The sequence below is a fragment of the Achromobacter sp. 413638 genome (genome assembly GCF_043119405.1).
Taxonomy (GTDB): domain Bacteria; phylum Pseudomonadota; class Gammaproteobacteria; order Burkholderiales; family Burkholderiaceae_B; genus Achromobacter.
Genome location: NZ_JBICCO010000062.1, coordinates 24,291 through 41,872 on the forward strand (window position 1 = coordinate 24,291; position 17,582 = coordinate 41,872).

General features: G+C 66.9%; 17 protein-coding genes and 1 pseudogene. 11 read left to right on the top strand and 7 right to left on the bottom strand.

What is annotated here, in order from left to right; translation table 11 throughout:
• Nucleotides 1-38: 38 nt before the first annotated feature.
• Entirely contained in the window at nucleotides 39-464 is a 426-nt protein-coding gene (locus ACEU5R_RS22060) for a cupin domain-containing protein (protein ID WP_392411642.1), read from the bottom strand.
• A gap of 163 nt (nucleotides 465-627) precedes the next feature.
• Between ACEU5R_RS22060 and folC the strand changes: the two genes are divergently transcribed.
• From folC to purF, 4 genes are all read left to right on the top strand, one after another.
• Nucleotides 628-1,938: a bifunctional tetrahydrofolate synthase/dihydrofolate synthase gene (gene folC, locus ACEU5R_RS22065; protein ID WP_392411644.1), complete on the top strand. Its 1,311-nt coding sequence runs from the start codon at nucleotides 628-630 to the stop codon at nucleotides 1,936-1,938.
• 99 nt (nucleotides 1,939-2,037) lie between these two features.
• Nucleotides 2,038-2,871 carry an SPOR domain-containing protein gene (locus ACEU5R_RS22070; protein ID WP_392411646.1) on the top strand — a complete coding sequence of 278 codons (834 nt, stop codon included), beginning with the start codon at nucleotides 2,038-2,040 and terminating at the stop codon, nucleotides 2,869-2,871.
• Entirely contained in the window at nucleotides 2,871-3,359 is a 489-nt protein-coding gene (locus tag ACEU5R_RS22075) for a CvpA family protein (protein ID WP_103274060.1), read from the top strand. Before ACEU5R_RS22070 ends, ACEU5R_RS22075 begins: the two co-directional genes overlap by 1 nt.
• Before the next feature lie 30 nt (nucleotides 3,360-3,389).
• On the top strand, nucleotides 3,390-4,910 hold the full coding sequence (gene purF / locus ACEU5R_RS22080) for an amidophosphoribosyltransferase (RefSeq protein WP_392411648.1): 1,521 nt from the start codon (nucleotides 3,390-3,392) through the stop codon (nucleotides 4,908-4,910).
• Nucleotides 4,911-4,999: 89 nt separating this feature from the next.
• Here purF and ACEU5R_RS22085 read toward each other — a convergent pair whose 3' ends face one another.
• The 6 genes from ACEU5R_RS22085 to map all read right to left on the bottom strand — a co-directional run bounded on the left by ACEU5R_RS22085 (nucleotide 5,000) and on the right by map (nucleotide 10,953).
• Nucleotides 5,000-5,521, bottom strand: coding sequence for a M48 family metallopeptidase (locus ACEU5R_RS22085; protein ID WP_103274062.1), 522 nt, complete (start codon nucleotides 5,519-5,521; stop codon nucleotides 5,000-5,002).
• Entirely contained in the window at nucleotides 5,509-6,114 is a 606-nt protein-coding gene (locus tag ACEU5R_RS22090; RefSeq protein WP_392411651.1) for a nucleotidyltransferase family protein, read from the bottom strand. The genes ACEU5R_RS22085 and ACEU5R_RS22090 overlap by 13 nt, the downstream gene beginning before the upstream one ends.
• Nucleotides 6,115-6,120: 6 nt before the next feature.
• Nucleotides 6,121-6,603, bottom strand: a complete 483-nt coding sequence (locus tag ACEU5R_RS22095; protein ID WP_392411654.1) for a disulfide bond formation protein B — start codon at nucleotides 6,601-6,603, stop codon at nucleotides 6,121-6,123.
• 95 nt (nucleotides 6,604-6,698) lie between these two features.
• Nucleotides 6,699-7,412, bottom strand: coding sequence for a MarC family protein (locus ACEU5R_RS22100; RefSeq protein ID WP_103274064.1), 714 nt, complete (start codon nucleotides 7,410-7,412; stop codon nucleotides 6,699-6,701).
• Between the two features lie 99 nt (nucleotides 7,413-7,511).
• Nucleotides 7,512-10,118, bottom strand: coding sequence for a [protein-PII] uridylyltransferase (locus tag ACEU5R_RS22105; protein ID WP_392411656.1), 2,607 nt, complete (start codon nucleotides 10,116-10,118; stop codon nucleotides 7,512-7,514).
• Between the two features lie 13 nt (nucleotides 10,119-10,131).
• Nucleotides 10,132-10,953 (bottom strand): type I methionyl aminopeptidase, encoded by an 822-nt coding sequence (gene map / locus ACEU5R_RS22110; protein ID WP_103274066.1) that lies wholly within the window; start codon nucleotides 10,951-10,953, stop codon nucleotides 10,132-10,134.
• An 853-nt stretch (nucleotides 10,954-11,806) separates the two neighbouring features.
• Here map and rpsB point away from each other — a divergent pair.
• The 7 genes and pseudogenes from rpsB to ACEU5R_RS22145 form a co-directional block, all read left to right on the top strand.
• Entirely contained in the window at nucleotides 11,807-12,556 is a 750-nt protein-coding gene (gene rpsB / locus ACEU5R_RS22115) for a 30S ribosomal protein S2 (protein ID WP_103274067.1), read from the top strand.
• Nucleotides 12,557-12,728: 172 nt separating this feature from the next.
• On the top strand, nucleotides 12,729-13,607 hold the full coding sequence (gene tsf, locus ACEU5R_RS22120) for a translation elongation factor Ts (RefSeq protein WP_103274068.1): 879 nt from the start codon (nucleotides 12,729-12,731) through the stop codon (nucleotides 13,605-13,607).
• Nucleotides 13,608-13,777: 170 nt separating this feature from the next.
• Complete coding sequence (gene pyrH / locus ACEU5R_RS22125; RefSeq protein WP_103274069.1) at nucleotides 13,778-14,494, top strand: UMP kinase; 717 nt, start codon at nucleotides 13,778-13,780, stop codon at nucleotides 14,492-14,494.
• A 15-nt stretch (nucleotides 14,495-14,509) separates the two neighbouring features.
• Nucleotides 14,510-15,070, top strand: coding sequence for a ribosome recycling factor (gene frr, locus ACEU5R_RS22130; protein WP_103274070.1), 561 nt, complete (start codon nucleotides 14,510-14,512; stop codon nucleotides 15,068-15,070).
• A 170-nt stretch (nucleotides 15,071-15,240) separates the two neighbouring features.
• Nucleotides 15,241-16,005, top strand: coding sequence for a polyprenyl diphosphate synthase (gene uppS / locus ACEU5R_RS22135; RefSeq protein ID WP_212316554.1), 765 nt, complete (start codon nucleotides 15,241-15,243; stop codon nucleotides 16,003-16,005).
• Nucleotides 16,006-16,052: 47 nt separating this feature from the next.
• Nucleotides 16,053-16,910, top strand: a complete 858-nt coding sequence (locus ACEU5R_RS22140; protein ID WP_392411661.1) for a phosphatidate cytidylyltransferase — start codon at nucleotides 16,053-16,055, stop codon at nucleotides 16,908-16,910.
• A pseudogene (locus tag ACEU5R_RS22145) lies at nucleotides 16,907-17,563 on the top strand (1-deoxy-D-xylulose-5-phosphate reductoisomerase); the annotation flags it as partial. The gene ACEU5R_RS22140 and the pseudogene ACEU5R_RS22145, both read left to right, overlap by 4 nt.
• Between the last annotated feature and the right edge of the window lie 19 nt (nucleotides 17,564-17,582).

The following is a 17,582-nucleotide window of genomic DNA, read 5'->3' on the forward strand; positions in this document are numbered from 1 at the left end:
GCGGCTTCTGCGGCCGCCACGGCCGGCGGGGCGCCGCGTCAGGCGGCGGGGGGCGTCGGGAAGCCGCGTATCACGCGGTCCGGCGATTCTTCATAGGGTGGGGTGTAGATCACCAGCAGCCGCGCGGGCTGGTCGCTGGTCACGGTGAAGACGTGCGGCACGTCCGGCGGGAAATAGCAGCAGTCGCCCGCCGCCATGTCGGCCCATTCGTCCGCCACCTGCGCCCGCGCGGTGCCGGACAGCAGGTAGCAGACCTGTTCGATGCCGGGATGCGCATGCGGCAGGGCGCCCTGGCCCTTTTCGATCACGCCCAGCAGCACTTCCACGTGGCGCGAGCCGACGGTGTCGGGGCCGATCAGGCGCCGGTTGAGCGTGCCGGTGTGGTTGGCCGGGTGGTAGCCGGGCACATCGGCCTCGCGCACCAGCCAGGCAGGGGTGGGTTTCGTTCTGGTGTCCAGACTCATGCGGGCTCCATGAAATTCTCATTCATGAATTTATTTTTATATATGAAAAAAATATCGGCAAGGCATTTTGCGCGCGATTCCAGGCCGTCCAAGGGGGGATTAGGGAAAACGCCGGTCTCGCGCTGATAGAATCGCGTGTTGCGTTCCTCTCTGTCGTCCGTCCATGTCTCCTGTCCAAAAGCCCGCGCCCGCCGCCACTCTGTCCGATTGGCTGCGCTATCTGGAATCCATCCATGCCACGGCCATCGACATGGGCCTGGAGCGGGTGCGCGAGGTGGCCGATCGGCTGGGGCTGGCGCTGTCCGGCGTCAAGTTCGTGGTCGGCGGCACCAACGGCAAGGGGTCCACCTGCGCCATGCTGGAGGCCATTCTGCTGGCCGCGGGCTACAAGGTCGGGCTGTACACCTCGCCCCATCTCATCGATTTCAACGAGCGCGCCCGCGTCAACGGCCAGATCGCCACCGACGAGGCGCTGATCGAGCAGTTCCAGGCGGTTGAAGCCGCCCGGGGCGACACCTCGCTGACCTATTTCGAGTTCACCACCCTGGCGATCCTGCGCCTGTTCTCGCAGTCGCGGCTGGACGCCGTGGTGCTGGAAGTGGGCCTGGGCGGCCGGCTGGACGCGGTCAATATCGTCGACGCGGACTGTTCGATCGTCACCAGCGTGGACCTGGACCACATGGACTGGCTGGGCGACACGCGCGAGAAGATCGGCTTCGAGAAGGCGCATATCTACCGGTCGGGCAAGCCCGCCATCTGCAGCGATCCGTCGCCGCCGCAGTCGTTGCTGGACCATGCCGCCGCCATCGGCGCCGACCTGTGGCTGTTCAGCCGCGATTTCAATTACTCGGGCGATCGCCAGCAATGGGCCTACGGCGGGCGCGAACAGCGCCGCAGCGCGCTGGCCTATCCCGCGCTGCGCGGCGCCAACCAGCTGCTCAACGCCTCGGCGGCGCTGGCCGCGCTGGAATCGGTGCGCGAACTGCTGCCCGTGCCGCAGCAGGCCGTGCGCATGGGGTTGTTGCAGGCTTCGCTGCCCGGCCGTTTCCAGATCCTGCCCGGCCAGCCCGCCGTCATCCTGGACGTGGCGCACAATCCCCACGCCGCCGCGGTGCTGGCGCAGAACCTGGACAACATGGGTTTCCATCCGTATACCCACGCGGTCTTCGGCATGCTGAACGACAAGGACCTGGCGGGCGTCGTCGCCAAGCTGGGCTCGCGCGTCGACCATTGGTATTGCGCCGGCCTGCCGGGCCCGCGCGGCGCCAGCGGCGAAGACCTGGCGCGGCAGGTCGGCCAGGCCCTGCCGGCCGCGCCAGCGGGCGGTGAAAATCCCAGTGTGCAGGCCTATGCCGATCCCGCCGCGGCCTTCGCGGCAGCGCGCGAACGGGCTGCCGAGAATGATAGAATCGTGGTGTTCGGGTCGTTTCTCACCGTGGCCTCGGTTTTGCAGGCCCTGGGTCGCAAGGCATAGGCAAGAGCGCGGGCAATCGGGGCTAGATTCGGTTCATCGGCAAGGTGGCGGCAAGCCGCCGCGCCGTCCGCCGAAAGGCGCCGCAAGGAATTCTCTTCCATGGGTTTTTTCAAACGCAAAGATCCTGCCGACCAGGCGCAGTCCTCCAAACGGGCGGCCGTGCCCAGCGAAGTGCAGGCGGCGGAGTTGCGCGGCCGTGCGCGGCGCAGGCTGGCAGGCGCGATCGCGCTGGTCCTGGCGGCCGTCATCGTGCTGCCCATGGTGCTCGATTCCCAGCCGGTTCCGGTTGCGGACAATATCCCCATCAAGGTGCCGGAACGCAACACGCCGTTCCAGCCCCAAGTAAGCGAGCCGCAGGTCGCGCCGCCTGTGGCGTCCGCGCAGGGCGCGGGTCAGACGCCCGGCGCCGCCGCGCCGGCGGATCCCACGGGAACCATCCCAACCCCGCCGCCGGTGGTCTCGGTGCCGCCGCCCGTGATGACGGCCCAGCCGCAAGTGCCGCCCGCCGGCACCACGCCGGCGACGTCGGCCGCGGCGCAGCCGTCCAGGCCGGACCCCAAGCCTGCCGCCAGGCCCGATCCCAAGCCCGCCGCCAAGCCGGAAACGCGTACCGACGACGGCGCCCGCGCGCTGGCGTTGCTCGAGGGCCGCAGCGCGCCTGCCGCCACGCCGCCCGCCGCAAAGCCGGCCGCGACCAAGGGCAATTTCGTATTGCAGGTCGCCGCGTACACCACGTCCGATGACGCGCAGTCGCGGCGCAGCAAGCTGCATCAGGCCGGCGTGACCAACGCCTTCGTGGAGCAGGCGAACATCGGCGGCAAGCAGCAGTACCGTTTGCGCGTGGGGCCGTTCCCCTCGCGCGAGGCGGCGCAGGCGGCCCAGGCGCGGTTGCGCACGCTGGGCTATGACAACGGCTTCATCGCCGCCCAGTAGTGACCGGTTTCGACTTCGTCGTGCTGGCCATCCTGGTGGTATCGGGTGTGCTGGGCCTGGTGCGCGGCCTGCTGAAGGAAGTGCTGTCGCTGGTGGCGTATCTGCTGGCGTTCGTGGCGGCGATCTGGTGGGGACCCACGGTCTACGCCTGGTTGGAGCCATACATTGAAACCACGCTGCTGCGCATGGGGGTTTCCTACGCGGCGGTGTTCATTATCGTGCTGCTAGGCGTGGGCCTGGTCAATATGACGCTTTCAGCCTTGATCCGCAGCACCGGACTGAGCCCGGCCGACCACGGCCTGGGCGGAATGTTCGGGCTGGCCCGTGGTCTGCTGATCGTGCTGGCGCTGGTCGCCGCCGCCGGTTATACGCCTTTGCCCCAGGAGCCCTGGTGGCGGGACGCCATGTTTTCGCATTCGGCCATCGAGGCCATCAAACATATCAAGACGTGGCTGCCGCCGTCGCTGGCGACCTGGCTGCCGTATTGATTTGCTTCACATCAACCAGGAACTCTCACCATGTGTGGAATCGTAGGGGTCATCGGGCGCGGGCCGGTCAACCAGCTGCTCTATGACAGCTTGCTGCTGTTGCAGCATCGCGGGCAGGACGCCGCGGGCATCGCAACGTCGCAAGGCAACCAGTTCAATATGTACAAGGCGCATGGCCTGGTGCGCGACGTGTTCCGCACCCGCAACATGCGTGCGCTGCCCGGCACGTCCGGCGTCGGCCAGGTACGCTATCCCACGGCGGGTTCCAGCGCCAGCGAGGAAGAGGCACAACCCTTCTACGTGAACGCCCCGTTCGGCATCATGTTCGCCCACAACGGCAACCTGACCAACTGGCGCGAGCTGCGCGAATCGCTTTACCGCGTCGACCGCCGCCACATCAACACCAATTCCGATTCCGAAGTACTGCTGAACGTGCTGGCGCACGAACTGCAATCGGCCGCCAGCGGCGTGTCGCTGGACGACGATGCGATGTTCCGCGCGGTCGCGGCGGTGCACAAGCGCGTGCGCGGCGCCTACGCCGTGGTGGCTCAGATTTCCGGCTACGGCCTGCTGGCCTTCCGCGATCCGCACGGCATCCGTCCGCTGTGCATCGGCCGCCAGGAAACGGATGAGGGCGTCGAGTGGATGGTGGCGTCCGAGTCGGTGGCGCTGGAAGGCAGCGGCTTCGCCTTCGTGCGCGACGTGGCGCCGGGCGAGGCGGTCTTCATCGACCTGGACGGCCGTTTCGTCAGCCGCCAGTGCGCCGACAATCCGCAGCTGGTGCCCTGCATTTTCGAATACGTCTACTTCGCCCGGCCGGACTCGCTGATTGACGGCGCGTCGGTCTACGGCGCGCGTCTGCGCATGGGTGAATACCTGGCCGACAAGGTCGCGCGCAACATGCGCCTGGGCGACATCGACGTGGTCATGCCGATTCCGGATTCCTCGCGTCCCGCCGCCATGCAGCTGGCCGCGCGCCTGGGCCTGGACTACCGCGAGGGCCTGATCAAGAACCGCTACGTCGGCCGCACGTTCATCATGCCGGGCCAGGCTGTGCGCCGCAAATCCGTGCGCCAGAAGCTCAACGCCATCGGCATGGAGTTCAAGGGCAAGAACGTGCTGCTGGTGGATGATTCCATCGTGCGCGGCACGACCAGCCGCGAGATCGTGGACATGGCGCGCGCCGCTGGCGCTAACAAGGTCTATTTCGCCTCGGCCGCGCCTCCGGTGCGCTTCCCCAATGTGTACGGCATCGACATGCCGACGCAGCAGGAGCTGATCGCCACCGGCCGCAGCGACGAGGAAATCGCCCGCACCATCGGCGCCGATGCCTTGGTCTACCAGGATCTGCACGACATGCAGCAGGCCGTGCGCGACGTCAATCCCGCGCTGTCGCGTTTCGAGGCGTCCTGCTTCGACGGTGAATACGTCACGGGTGACATCACCGCCGAATACCTGGCGCGCCTGGGCCAGTCGCGCGGGCAAGCCAGCGATGGCGAATCGGCCGGCGGCCTGCAGTTCAACATGGGGTACGCGGCCAACGACGCCTGAGCGTCGGGCGCTGTTGGTTGAAAAGCCGTCCCTCCCGGGACGGCTTTTTTCATTCTGGCGCGCCGGCGGTGGGGCGGGGGAGGAGTTTTTCAGCCCGCCGGCTCCCACAGCGCCTGCCGGGTCGCATCCAGGTGCGTCAGATACAGCCGCAGGTCGAACTCGTACTGGTGATACTGCGGTTCCATGCGCTGGCACAGGCCATAGAACGCCTTGTTGTGCTCTTTTTCCTTCAGGTGCGCCAGCTCGTGCACCACGATCATGCGCAGGAATTCCTCGGGCAGGTTGCGGAACAGCGTCGCCACGCGGATCTCGTGCTTGGCCTTGAGCTTGCCGCCCTGCACGCGCGATACATAGGTATGCTGGCCCAGCGCATGCTGCATGACCTGGATCTTGCTGTCATAGGCCACTTTGCTTATCGGGTCGCCGTTGCGGATGTAGGCGTTCTTCAGGTCGACCACGTAGTCATACAGCTGGCGGTCGGTGCGCACGCCATGCGGGCCTTGCGGATAACGGGCGCGCAGCGCCGGCCCCAGGCGGCCCTGGTCCATGAGCTTGCGGGCCTGGTCGAGCAGGGGGGGCGGGTAGCCGGTCAGGTATTTCAATGCGGACATGAATTCAGTTCGGGCGCGGCCGCGAGGCGCAGCCGGGGCCATTTCTCTGTATAGCGCTTGGCGCGCAGCCGTTGGGCGAAGAGCGCCGGATCGGCGAGTGCCGGGCTGGGGCGCAGGACCAAGGCATACAGGTCGGACAGCCCGTGCGGGCACAGTATGCGCAAGGCGTCGTCGCGCCCCAGCGAAACGCCAACGCAGGTCGCCGTTTCGGGCCAGGCGGCGATGCCGGCTTCCAGCGATGCGATGGGGGGCGGGACGCGCTCGCCATCGCGGCGCCACAGATGCACGCGCGCCTGATTGACCACTTCCCAGGGCGCGTCCGGCGCCGCCGCGCGCAGGCGGGCGGCCAGCCCGGTTTCACTTGCCGAGGACAGGTCGGCGGGATCGAAATAAACGAAATCCACGTCGGCGGGCGCATGGCTGCCAGCGGGCAGTCCGTGCAGGTGATTCCAGACCAGCGCCCGCACCGCGCCGGCGCCGATGCACCAGTCCAGCCCGGTCGCGCAGGCCCGCGCCGCGCGCAGCCAGCGCATCAGCGGCGCGTGGGCGCGGACCAGGGCGCGCAGCGCGTCGGCGCGGGGATCTTCAATCACTATTTGCTATGCGCGGCCGCGGCCGAAGGCGGCCCGCAGGGACAGCAGCAGCACGACCACGAACAGCGCCAGGCTCCACAGCGCGTATTCCACGCCCAGCACCGACACGACCGCGTCCATGCAGGTGGCGTAGATGCCGAACAGCCAGGGCACGGCGGCGTCCAGGCCTGCGCCGCTCATGAAGCGGTCGGCGAAGGTCTGGTCGCAGGACAGCATCTTGGCGGCCACGCTGTACTGGTACCAGGCGGCGACGACGCCCGCCAGGCCCAGCAGCGCGGCCAGCGCGCCGCAGACGCGCGTCAGGGCGCGGCCGCCGCCGAAGCCGCCAACCAGCGCCACCACGCCGATGACCAGGTAGATCAGGCGCTGCATCACGCACCAGGCGCAGGGCGGCATGTCGAACGCATGCTGGGAGATCAGGGCGACGCCGACGGCGCCGAAGCAGAACAGGGCGACCAGGCGTAGCAGGCGTTCGGAGCGGGAGGTCATGGTTTCAATGAATCTTGTAAGACGGGTTGGTGGAGCCGCGGCGCGGCACGGGGCAGGCCGGGGCCTGCGCGGGCCTTCCGGCCCGTGGCCTAGACCTAGACCTTGGGAACCGGAATTGGTTGCATGACCTGCTGCAGCACGCCGACCATCAGTTCGCGCGCGCCTTCCCAGAAGATCTGCACGCCCAGGCACAGCATGATGAAGGCCGACAGACGCATGAACACGGCGGTGCCATTGTCGCCCAGCCGGTGCAGCATCTGCGCCGCGAAGCGCAGGCAGATATACAGGGTGACGGACACCACGATGATGCCCGGGATGGAGCCGGCCAGCCGGACCAGGCTCAGCGCGTGGTTCTGGTCGCGCAGCGACACGCCGACCGTGATGGCCGCGGCGATCGAGCCGGGGCCGCAGCTGATGGGGAAGGTCAGCGGGTAGAAGGCGCGGGCCTTGGCCATTTCCGGGGTGAACGATTCGGCCAGCCGCGCCACGCGCTCGGTGTCGGCATCGGGCGAGTTGACCAGGCGCCAGGCGCTGGCGATCACCAGCATGCCGCCGCCCACGCGCACGATGGACAGCGAGATGCCGAAGAAGCTCAGCAGCACGTTGCCGGCGACCATGGCCACGACCAGCATCAGGCCAACGTTGACGGCGACCCGCTTGGACAGCACGGTGCGGGTCGAGGACGACGCGCCTTCGGTGAGCGACAGGAAGATGGGGGCGATGGCCGGCGGATTGAGAAAGGGCAGCAGGGTCGCCAGCGCGAAGAGAAAGCTTCCGCCGAACACGCGCAGGTAGTCGTAGAGCTGCATAGAGGGCCATCGCCGGAGCCAAAACCCGGATTGTATGCGTTGGCGGCCCGCGTGGCGATGCGCCGCGCGGGCCGTTATTGCTGCCGGGTCACGCTGCGATCAGGCCGCGCGCTGGCGGGCTTCCTCGCCTGCCAATGCGTCCAGGATGTCGCGCTCGAACTGCATCTGCGTGCGGGGCCGCTCCAGCGCCGCGCCGTCCACGATGAACACGTCCTCGACGCGGTCGCCCAGCGTCATGATCTTGGCCATGAGCAGGTTCACCTCGTGCCGCGCGAATACCTGCGCCAGCGCGTGCAGCAGGCCAGCGCGGTCGGTGGCGGTCACCGACAGGCGCCAGGACTTGCTGCGCTCGTCGGGCTGCAGTTCGGCCTGGGGCATGACAGGAAACACGCGTGAAACGCGCGACTGGCGCGCGCGGCCGTAGTAGCCACCCGTGTGCGCCGGCTGTTGCGCCGTGGCGGCGGGCGCCTTCAGGCGCTCGGCCAGTTCGTGTTCGACCAGTGTCGCCTGGGCGCGCAGGTCGGCGTCGCCCTCGGGCAGCAGCACGATGAAGCTGTCCAGCGCCCAGCCGTGGCGGGTGGTATGGATGCGGGCGTCCTGGATCGACAGCGACTTGGCGGCGAAATAGGCGCAGATGGCCACGAACAGATCGGGCACGTCGCGCGTGTAGACCATGATCTGCAGGCCTTCGCCCTGTTCGGTGGGGCGGGCCCGCACCACGGGCTCGGCCGGCGTCACCTGGTGATAGAGGTGGCGCGTGTGCCAGGCGATGTCCGAGGCGTCGTGGCGCAGGAAATAGGCCACGTCGAGCTGGTTCCAGAAGGCTTCGCGGGCGTCGTCGCGCAGGCCGGCGCGGCGGGTCAGGCGCGCGGCTTCTTCCTTGCGCTCGGCCAGCACGGTATGGGCGTCGGCATGGGCGCCGCCCAGCGCGGCCAGCGTCAGCCGGTACAGGTCTTCGAGCAGCTTGCCCTTCCAGGCGTTCCAGACCTTGGGGCTGGTGCCGCGGATGTCGGCCACGGTCAGCAGATACAGGGCGGTCAGGTGGCGTTCGTCCTTGACGATGGCGGCGAAGTCCTGGATCACGGCAGGATCGGACAAGTCGCGCTTTTGCGCCACGGCGGACATGAGCAGGTGTTGGCGCACCAGGAATTCGGCCAGCTCGGTGTCCTCGGCGTCCAGCCCGTGCTCATGGGCGAAGCGGCGCAGGTCGCGCGCGCCGAGTTCGGAGTGATCGCCGCCGCGGCCCTTGGCGATGTCATGGAACAGCGCCGCGACATACAGCAGCCAGTGGCGGTCCAGGCCGGCGATCAGCTGGCTGGCCAGCGGATACTCCTGGGCGTGCTCGGGCATGGTGAAACGGCGCAGGTTGCGCACCACGGCCAGGGTGTGCTGGTCCACGGTATAGGCGTGGAACAGGTCGTGCTGCATCTGGCCGACGATGCGCCGGAACACCGGCAGATAGCGCGGCAGGATGTTCAGCATGGTCATGCGGCGCAGCTCGTGCACGATGCCGCGCGGCTGCTGCAGGATCTGCAGGAACAGCTTGCGGTTGACCGGGTTGCGGCGGAACTGCGCGTCGATGCGGTGGCGCGAATGCCAGATGGCGCGCAGCGTGCGCGCCGACATGCCGGTCAGCTCGGGATGTTGCTGCATGACGAGGAAGGCGCGCAGCAGCAGGGTCGGATTGCGCTCGAAACCGTCGTCACGGATGATGTCCAGCCGGTCGCGCAGGTTGCGGAAATCGTCGTCGATGTCGCGCGCGTCGCTGTCCGGGCGCGGGAACAGCCGCTCTTCGATGTTCTGCACCAGGATGACGTTGAGCTGGGTCACCAGCCGCGCCGCCCAGTAATAGCGCTGCATCAGCAGTTCGCTGCCGCGCCGCGTGGCGGTGGCGTGGATGCGGTAGATCTCGGCCAGCGCGGGTTGCAGGTCGAACAGCACGCGGTCTTCGCGGCGGCGGGCCAGCAGGTGCAGTTCGATGCGCAGCCGCTTGAAGGCCTGCTCGGCCTTGCGCAGGTCGCGCGCCTCGGACGGCGTCAGCAGGCCGGCCTGGGCCACCTGGCGCCAGTTGTCGCCGAAGCCGGCCGCGCGCGCCATCCACAGGATGACCTGCAGGTCGCGCAGGCCGCCGGGCGATTCCTTGCAGTTCGGCTCCAGCGCGTAGGGCGTGTCCTGGTAGCGGGCGTGACGCTGCTGCATCTCGACGCGCTTGGCGCGGAAGAAGGCGCGCGGGTCCAGCCGCGCCTTGGTGGCCGCGTCGAATTTCTTCATCAGCGCGCGGCTGCCCGCCAGCCAGCGCGATTCCAGCATCGCGGTTTCCACCGTGATGTCGGCCTCGGCTTCGCGCTGGCAGTCCTCGATGGTGCGCACGCTGTGGCCGGGCTCCAGGCCCAGGTCCCAGAGGGCCGCGACCAGGCGCTCGATCGCGGCTTCATCGTCGGCCGACGGCGCTTGCGGCAGCAGGATCAGCAGATCCACGTCCGAATGCGGGTACAGCTCGCCGCGGCCATAGCCGCCCACGGCCGCCAGCGCCGCGCCCTCGGGCAGGGGGTGTTGCTTGACCAGATCGCGCAGCGCGGCGTCGACGATCCGGCGCAATTCGGACAGCAGCGTGTCGGGGCGCTCGTGCTCGCGGAACTGGGCCACCGCCGTCCGCCGGGATTCCTGGATGCGTTCGCGCAGGGCGGTGAGGGTGGCGGCGGTCATGGTGGCGGCTGCGTCAGACGGCGGGGATGACGAGGGGTTCGGTGATGAAGGCGGGCGGCTGGGGCATGCCCGGCGACAGGGTCAGCACTTCATAGCCGGTATCGGTGACGCATACAGCATGCTCCCATTGGGCCGACAGGCTGTGGTCGCGCGTCACGACCGTCCAGCCATCGGACAACTGGCGTATCTCGCGGCGGCCGGCGTTGATCATGGGCTCGATGGTGAACAGCATACCCGTCACCAATTTCACGCCCGTGCCTGGCTTGCCATAGTGCAGCACCTGCGGATCTTCATGGAAGCGCTGGCCGATGCCGTGGCCGCAGAACTCGCGCACCACGGAAAAGCCATTGGCCTCCGCGTGCTTCTGGATGGCGTGACCGATATCGCCCAACGTGGCCCCGTTTTTGACCTGCTGGATGCCTTTCCACATGCACTCGAACGTGACGTCGGTCAGCCGGCGCGACAGGATGGACTGCTCGCCCACGTGATACATCCGGCTGGTGTCGCCGAACCAGCCATCCTTGATGATGGTCACGTCGATATTGAGGGAGTCCCCGTTTTTCAGGACCTTGTCGCCCGGAACGCCATGGCAGACCTGGTGGTTGACCGAGGTGCAGATGGCGCCGGGGAAGGGCGGGTAGCCAGGCGGGGCGTAGCCCACCGTGGCGGACTTCACCTTGAGTTCGTCGGTCAGGTATTCCAGGCAGAGCCGGTCCAGCTCGCCGGTGGTGACGCCCGGCTTGACGTGGGGGGTGATGAAGTCGAGAACCTTGGCGGCGTCCTGGCAGGCCGCGCGCATCTTGTTCAGGTCGTCCGGATTGGTAATGGTGCCCATGAAGTAACTGAAGCTCTCTTGCTTGAATGTCTGCTGGAAAGAATAGTAGAATTATAGGCTTCCCTAAATTTTTGGGGAGCGATGCGCGGCGGGAAGGCCTGGTCCGACGGGACGGAAAGCCTTTCATGTGCGCAAAGCAAGTAGTGTAGTAATTAGTAAATCGGGTTTAGGTTACGGCAAAGAGCCTTCATCCGGTTTGTGCGATCTGGATTTGGTCGGTCGGCGCTCAGGCGCCCGGCAAGACGGCCCAGGCGGCGGTTTTTCCGATATCGGGATTCTTTGGCATCTGTGTCCGCAAGCGAAGGTTGTGGATGGCGGCAAGCAAAAGAACAACGACGCGGAAAGGGCGGCGGCGGGACGGCCTGGCGGGTTTCACGAGTGCGGAAAGACCGGAACGGCGAGCGCAGGCTGGAGCGGGGCATGCCCGTAAGCCCGGTCATGTTTTTGAGCGGCGATGCAGGTTCCCTGTGGACGGCGGCCTAAGTTCTTGGAAGACGGGTTTCCCGGTTTCTTGAAGAAATGCCCCGCGGTCTGATGCGTGCGCGGTAGCACAGGCGCATGAATGGAACTCGATTTCGCCACCGACGAAACAGGTCCGGGCGCGCTCCCATTTTTCGGGGGCGTCAGGCGGGCGGCAACGCAAGGCTCTTGGTCGTGATGGCCGTCTGGGTTTATCGCGGCAGAGCAGGTCGCGGGACGTCGCAAGGCGTCCTGAATGAATGCGGCAGTGATCGGCAGGTCCGGTTAAAATTTTTTCATCCCGCATGTGCGGGAAATCGCGCGCAACACCACCCAGGGTGTCGGCAAAGGCCGATGCAGGTGCGGCGCAAGAAATCAACCCTTGGAGAATAGAATGTCCCTGATGCGCGAAATGCTGGAAGCGGGTGTCCACTTTGGTCACCAGACCCGCTACTGGAACCCCAAGATGTCCCAATACATCTTCGGCCATCGCAACAAGATTCACATCATCAACCTCGAAAAGACGGTTGAGAAGTACGTCGAAGCCACCAAGTTCGTGAAGCAAGTGGCTGCCCGCGGCGGCAACATCCTGTTCGTCGGCACCAAGCGCGCCGCCCGTGAACTGGTCGCCGTCGAAGCCGCCCGTTGCGGCATGCCCTTCGTCGACGCCCGCTGGCTCGGCGGCATGCTGACCAACTTCAAGACGGTCAAGACCTCGGTCAAGCGCCTGAAGGACATGGAAGCCCTGGTCGCCGAAGGCGGCGCCGAGCGCATGATCAAGAAGGAAGGCCTGCTGTTCCAGCGCGAACTGGAAAAGCTGAACAAGTCGATCGGCGGCATCAAGGACATGAACGGCCTGCCCGACGCCATCTTCGTGATCGACGTTGGCTACCACAAGATCGCCATCGCCGAAGCCAAGACGCTGGGCATCCCGGTCGTGGGCGTGGTTGACACCAACCACTCGCCCGACGGCATCGACTACGTCATCCCCGGCAACGACGACTCGGCCAAGGCCATCGCGCTGTACGCCAAGGGCATCGCCGACGCCGTGCTGGAAGGCCGCGAGCAGAACCTGAACGGTCTGGTCGAAGAGCTGGGCGAAGGCCAGGAAGAGTTCGTCGAAGTGCAGGACAACCAGGCCTAAGCCTGCTGTCATGTCCGGCGGTTAGTGTCTGGGAGCGGCGGTCGCCGCTCCCGCCTCGCCGGCATTGCGAGGATGGGCTCCCATCTTCCAGGCCCGCTGTACGCGGGCGTCCCATCGAATCACACCGCTGCCCCGCCAAGCCGGGGCATGTCTTAGCAAATTTGGAGCAAACATGGCTGAAATTACCGCTGCCCTGGTCAAGGAACTGCGCGAAAAGACCGACGCCCCGATGATGGAGTGCAAGAAGGCTCTGACGGAAGCCGAGGGCGATCTGGCCCGCGCCGAGGAAATCCTGCGCGTCAAGCTGGGCAACAAGGCCAGCAAGGCCGCCGCCCGCGTCACCGCCGAGGGCCTGATCGGCCTGTTCATCTCCGCCGACGCCAAGAAGGGCGCCGTCATCGAAGTCAACTGCGAAACCGACTTCGTCGCCAAGAACGACGACTTCGTCGCCTTCGTGAACAAGCTGGCCGAACTGGTCGCCACGCAGAATCCGGCCGACGTGGCCGCTCTGTCGGCGCTGCCCTACGGCGACGGCACGGTCGAAACGACCCGCACCGCCCTGATCGGCAAGATCGGCGAGAACATGGCGATCCGCCGCTTCGAGCGCATCGAGACCCCCAACGCCCTGGCCAGCTACGTGCACGGCGGCCGCATCGGCGTGCTGGTCGAGTACAGCGGCTCGGAAGAAGTCGGCAAGGATCTGGCCATGCACATCGCGGCCACCAAGCCCAAGGCTCTGAACGCCGATGGCGTGAACGCCGCCGACATCGCCGCCGAGCGCTCGGTCGCCGAGCAGAAGGCCGCCGAATCGGGCAAGCCGGCTGAAATCGTCGCCAAGATGGTCGAAGGCTCGGTGCAGAAGTTCCTGAAGGAAGTGACGCTGCTGTCGCAGCCCTTCGTCAAGGATGACAAGAACACCGTCGAACAGATGCTGAAGGCCAAGGGCGCTTCGATCACCAAGTTCGTGCTGTTCGTCGTCGGCGAAGGTATCGAGAAGAAGACCAGCGATTTCGCCGCCGAGGTTGCCGCCGCCGCCGCCGGCCGCGCCTGATCGCAGGGTAGTGCTTGAAGGCCGGCGCTAGATTACAGTCTAGTCCGGCCTTTTTCTCGCCAGGCCCTTCTGTGACGTAACGTTTCCCCTGCGGGGGAGGCGTGGCGCCAGGGCAGGGCTATCATTTCTTGTCTTACACTTTCGTCGGATTGTTCTACGGGATATCACCTATGAGCAGCAGATCATACAAACGGGTTCTTCTCAAGCTTTCCGGCGAGGCGCTGATGGGCGAAGATGCTTTCGGCATCAACCGCTCCACCATCGTCCGCATGACCGATGAGATCGCCGAAGTCGCCGCCACGGGCGTCGAGCTGGCCATCGTCATCGGCGGTGGCAACATCTTCCGCGGCGTCGCGCCGGGTGCGCAGGGCATGGACCGCGCCACCGCCGACTACATGGGCATGATGGCCACCATCATGAACGCGCTTGCCCTGCAGGACGCGCTCAAGCACAAGGGTATCGACACCCGCGTACAATCGGCCCTGAATATCGACCAGGTGGTCGAGCCGTACATCCGCCCCAAGGCCTTGCGCTACCTCGAAGAAGGCAAGGTCGTCATCTTCGCCGCGGGCACCGGCAACCCCTTCTTCACGACCGATACCGCGGCCGCCCTGCGCGGCGCCGAGATCGGCGCGGAGATCGTGCTGAAGGCCACCAAGGTCGACGGCATCTACAGCGCGGATCCCAACAAGGACCCGACCGCCACGCGCTATGCCCGCATCAGCTTCGACGAGGCGATCGTGCGTCGCCTGGAAGTCATGGACGCCACCGCTTTCGCGCTGTGCCGTGACCAGAAGCTGCCGATCAAGGTGTTTTCGATCAACAAGTCCGGCGCGCTCAAGCGCGTGGTCAGCGGGGACGACGAAGGCACCCTGGTACACGTTTAAAGAAAAGGAAAAACCATGAGCGTCGCAGAAATCCGCAAATCCGCCGAAGCCAGGATGGTCAAGTCGCTTGATACGCTCAAGACCAACCTGTCCAAGATCCGCACGGGCCGCGCCCACGCCGGCATCCTGGATCATGTGCAGGTCGAGTACTACGGTTCGCCGGTGCCGATCAGCCAGGTGGCCAACCTGAACCTGGTGGACGCGCGCACCATCAGCGTGCAGCCCTACGAGAAGAGCATGGCCGCCCCGATCGAGAAGGCCATCCGCGAGTCGGACCTGGGCCTGAACCCCATGTCCATGGGCGACACCATCCGCGTGCCGATGCCGGCCCTGACCGAAGAGCGCCGCCGCGACCTGACCAAGGTCGTGCGCAGCGAAGGCGAGGATGCCAAGGTCGCCGTGCGCAACCTGCGCCGCGAAGCCAACGACGCGCTCAAGAAGCTGGTCAAGGACAAGGAAATCTCCGAGGACGACGAGCGTCGCGCCCAGGACGATGTCCAGAAGCTGACCGACCGCAACGTGAGCGACATCGACAAGATGGTCACTCAGAAAGAAGCGGAAATCATGACCGTATAATTCCGGCGCATGGCGGGACACGGGTTGGCGCTCGTGTCCCGGCGCCGGTTTTTGCTTTTTTGCGCCGCCCCGTCCGCCGTTTCGCGCCAAGCTTGGCGGCGATGGAATCACGGCGCGGATTTTCCCGTATTACGTTCTTCGCCGGTCATACGCGCGCGGCACCAGACTCCATGGCAACCAGTTCCACCCAGGCGGTTCCCGAGACCCGCGATACCCCGCAGCACGTGGCCATCATCATGGACGGCAACGGCAGGTGGGCGACGCGACGTCTGCTGCCCCGCACGGCGGGACACGCCAAGGGCGTGCAGGCCGTCCGGCGCGTGGTCGAGGCCTGCGGGCGCGCCGGCGTGCGCTACCTGACGCTGTTCGCGTTCAGCTCCGAGAACTGGCGGCGTCCCGCCGAAGAGGTCTCCCTGCTGATGCGGCTGTTCGTCCAGGCGCTGGAGCGCGAGGTCGGCAAGCTCGAAGAGCAGGGCGTGCGGCTGCACGTGATCGGCGATCTCTCGGCCTTCGAGCCGCGGCTGCAGGAACTCATTTTCGCGGCGCAGCAACGCACCGCCCACAACGACCGCCTGCACCTCACCGTGGCGGCCAATTATGGCGGACGCTGGGACATCCTGCAGGCCACGCGCGCCATGCTGGCGGCCGAACCCGATCTGGCCGCGCACCCGGAACGGATCGATGAGGCGCATCTGTCGCGCCACCTGTCGATGTCCTGGGCGCCCGAGCCGGACCTGTTCATCCGCACCGGCGGAGAACAACGCATTTCCAATTTCCTGATCTGGCAGATGGCCTACGCGGAGTTCTACTTCACGGATCGCTACTGGCCGGATTTCGGCGCCGCCGAATTGCAGGCGGCGTTCGACTGGTATCGGACCCGCGAGCGCCGCTTCGGCCGCACCAGCGCCCAAGTCAACGGCGACGACCCGAAATAGGCCGCCGAGCGCGCGTCTTTCCGGGCAGCACAAGAGGATACCGTCACATGTTGGGCCAGCGTATCGTTACCGCCGTTATTCTGTTGGCCATCCTGGCCGCCGCCATGATGAGCGCCAATCCCTGGTGGTTCGTCGCCCTGCTCGCGCTGGCCGCGGCCTGCGCCAATTGGGAATGGCTGCGGCTGACCTTGCCGCAGCCTCCATCCCCACTGATCTGCGCCGGCGTGCCGGTCCTGCTGTTCGCCGCGATGCTGGCGCTGAGCTCGGCATGGCTGGGTGGCGCGGGTCGAGGCTGGGCCGACCCTCGCTGGATCCTGGGCTATGCGGCGCCCGCCGTCGCCGCCGTCTGGCTGTTCGGCGGCGTGACCGCCGTGGTTCGCGGCCATTCCGACGCGTCCCCCGCCAGCCTGGGCTGGTCGCTGTTCTCGGTGCCCGCCGCCTTCGTGGCCTGGGCCGTGCTGGCCCAGATGTACATCGCGCGCGGCGCGGCGTTCGTGGTGTCGCTGCTGGCGCTGGTCTGGGTGGCCGACATCGCCGCCTATTTTGCCGGCCGCGCGTTCGGCAAGCGTAAACTGGCGCCGCGGGTGAGCCCCGGCAAGACCATCGCCGGCGCGGTCGCCGGCGTGCTGGGCGCGGTCGTGTGGATCGGCCTGTCCAGCCTCTGGGACGGCACATATGGTCACGCGCTGGTGGTGCGCTGGAGCTTCTGGCTGGCGCTGCCGCTGGCGGCCGCGCTGGGCGTGCTGTCCATCATCGGCGACCTGTTCGAATCGCTGCTCAAGCGGCGCGCGGGCCGCAAGGATTCCAGCGCGCTGCTGCCCGGCCATGGCGGCGTCTACGACCGTATCGACGCCATCCTGCCGGTCGCGCCGTTCGCGCTAATTTTGTCTGGAGTGTTGTCTTGACGGTTTTCCAACGCGTCGTCGTGCTGGGGTCCACCGGCTCGATCGGCGAAAGCACGCTCGATGTGATCGCCCGCCATCCCGAACGGCTGGCGGTCTATGCGCTGTCTGCGTACACGCGCATGCAGAAGCTGGCCGAGCAGGCGCTGGCCAGCCGCGCGGAAGTGGTGGTGGTGCCCGACGACGCGGCGCGCCGGCAGTTCCTGGACGCCTGGCCCGCCGGCCCGGCCTTGCCGGAGATCCGGGTGGGCGCCCAGGCGCTGGCGGATACGGCCGCCGACGCGCGTTGCGACGCGGTCATGGCCGCCATCGTCGGTGCGGCCGGCCTGCCGGCGGCGCTGGCCGCGGCCCGGGCGGGCAAACGCGTGCTGCTGGCCAACAAGGAAGCCCTGGTGGCGGCCGGTTCGCTGTTCATGCAGGCCATCCGCGACAGCGGCGCCGAATTGCTGCCCATCGACAGCGAGCACAACGCCATTTTCCAGTGCCTGCCGCATGGCGGCCAGGCCCAGGCGCCAGACGCGCCCGCGCCAGGCGTGCGCCGCCTGCTGCTGACCGCTTCGGGCGGTCCGTTCCGTGGGCGCGACCTGGACGACCTGCATGACGTGACCCCGGGGGCGGGCGGCGCCCCCCCCCCCCCCCGCCTCGGCCCCCCCATATAACACGATTACGCCCCCC

Coding starts and splice junctions, on each gene's coding strand:
- map (WP_103274066.1), bottom strand. CDS start 10,953: ATGGGCACCATTACCAATCCGGACGACCTGAACAAGATGCGCGCGGCC.
- folC (WP_392411644.1), top strand. CDS start 628: ATGTCTCCTGTCCAAAAGCCCGCGCCCGCCGCCACTCTGTCCGATTGG.
- purF (WP_392411648.1), top strand. CDS start 3,390: ATGTGTGGAATCGTAGGGGTCATCGGGCGCGGGCCGGTCAACCAGCTG.
- ACEU5R_RS22095 (WP_392411654.1), bottom strand. CDS start 6,603: ATGACCTCCCGCTCCGAACGCCTGCTACGCCTGGTCGCCCTGTTCTGC.
- uppS (WP_212316554.1), top strand. CDS start 15,241: ATGGCAACCAGTTCCACCCAGGCGGTTCCCGAGACCCGCGATACCCCG.
- rpsB (WP_103274067.1), top strand. CDS start 11,807: ATGTCCCTGATGCGCGAAATGCTGGAAGCGGGTGTCCACTTTGGTCAC.
- frr (WP_103274070.1), top strand. CDS start 14,510: ATGAGCGTCGCAGAAATCCGCAAATCCGCCGAAGCCAGGATGGTCAAG.
- ACEU5R_RS22085 (WP_103274062.1), bottom strand. CDS start 5,521: ATGTCCGCATTGAAATACCTGACCGGCTACCCGCCCCCCCTGCTCGAC.
- pyrH (WP_103274069.1), top strand. CDS start 13,778: ATGAGCAGCAGATCATACAAACGGGTTCTTCTCAAGCTTTCCGGCGAG.
- ACEU5R_RS22060 (WP_392411642.1), bottom strand. CDS start 464: ATGAGTCTGGACACCAGAACGAAACCCACCCCTGCCTGGCTGGTGCGC.
- ACEU5R_RS22070 (WP_392411646.1), top strand. CDS start 2,038: ATGGGTTTTTTCAAACGCAAAGATCCTGCCGACCAGGCGCAGTCCTCC.
- tsf (WP_103274068.1), top strand. CDS start 12,729: ATGGCTGAAATTACCGCTGCCCTGGTCAAGGAACTGCGCGAAAAGACC.
- ACEU5R_RS22105 (WP_392411656.1), bottom strand. CDS start 10,118: ATGACCGCCGCCACCCTCACCGCCCTGCGCGAACGCATCCAGGAATCC.
- ACEU5R_RS22140 (WP_392411661.1), top strand. CDS start 16,053: ATGTTGGGCCAGCGTATCGTTACCGCCGTTATTCTGTTGGCCATCCTG.
- ACEU5R_RS22100 (WP_103274064.1), bottom strand. CDS start 7,412: ATGCAGCTCTACGACTACCTGCGCGTGTTCGGCGGAAGCTTTCTCTTC.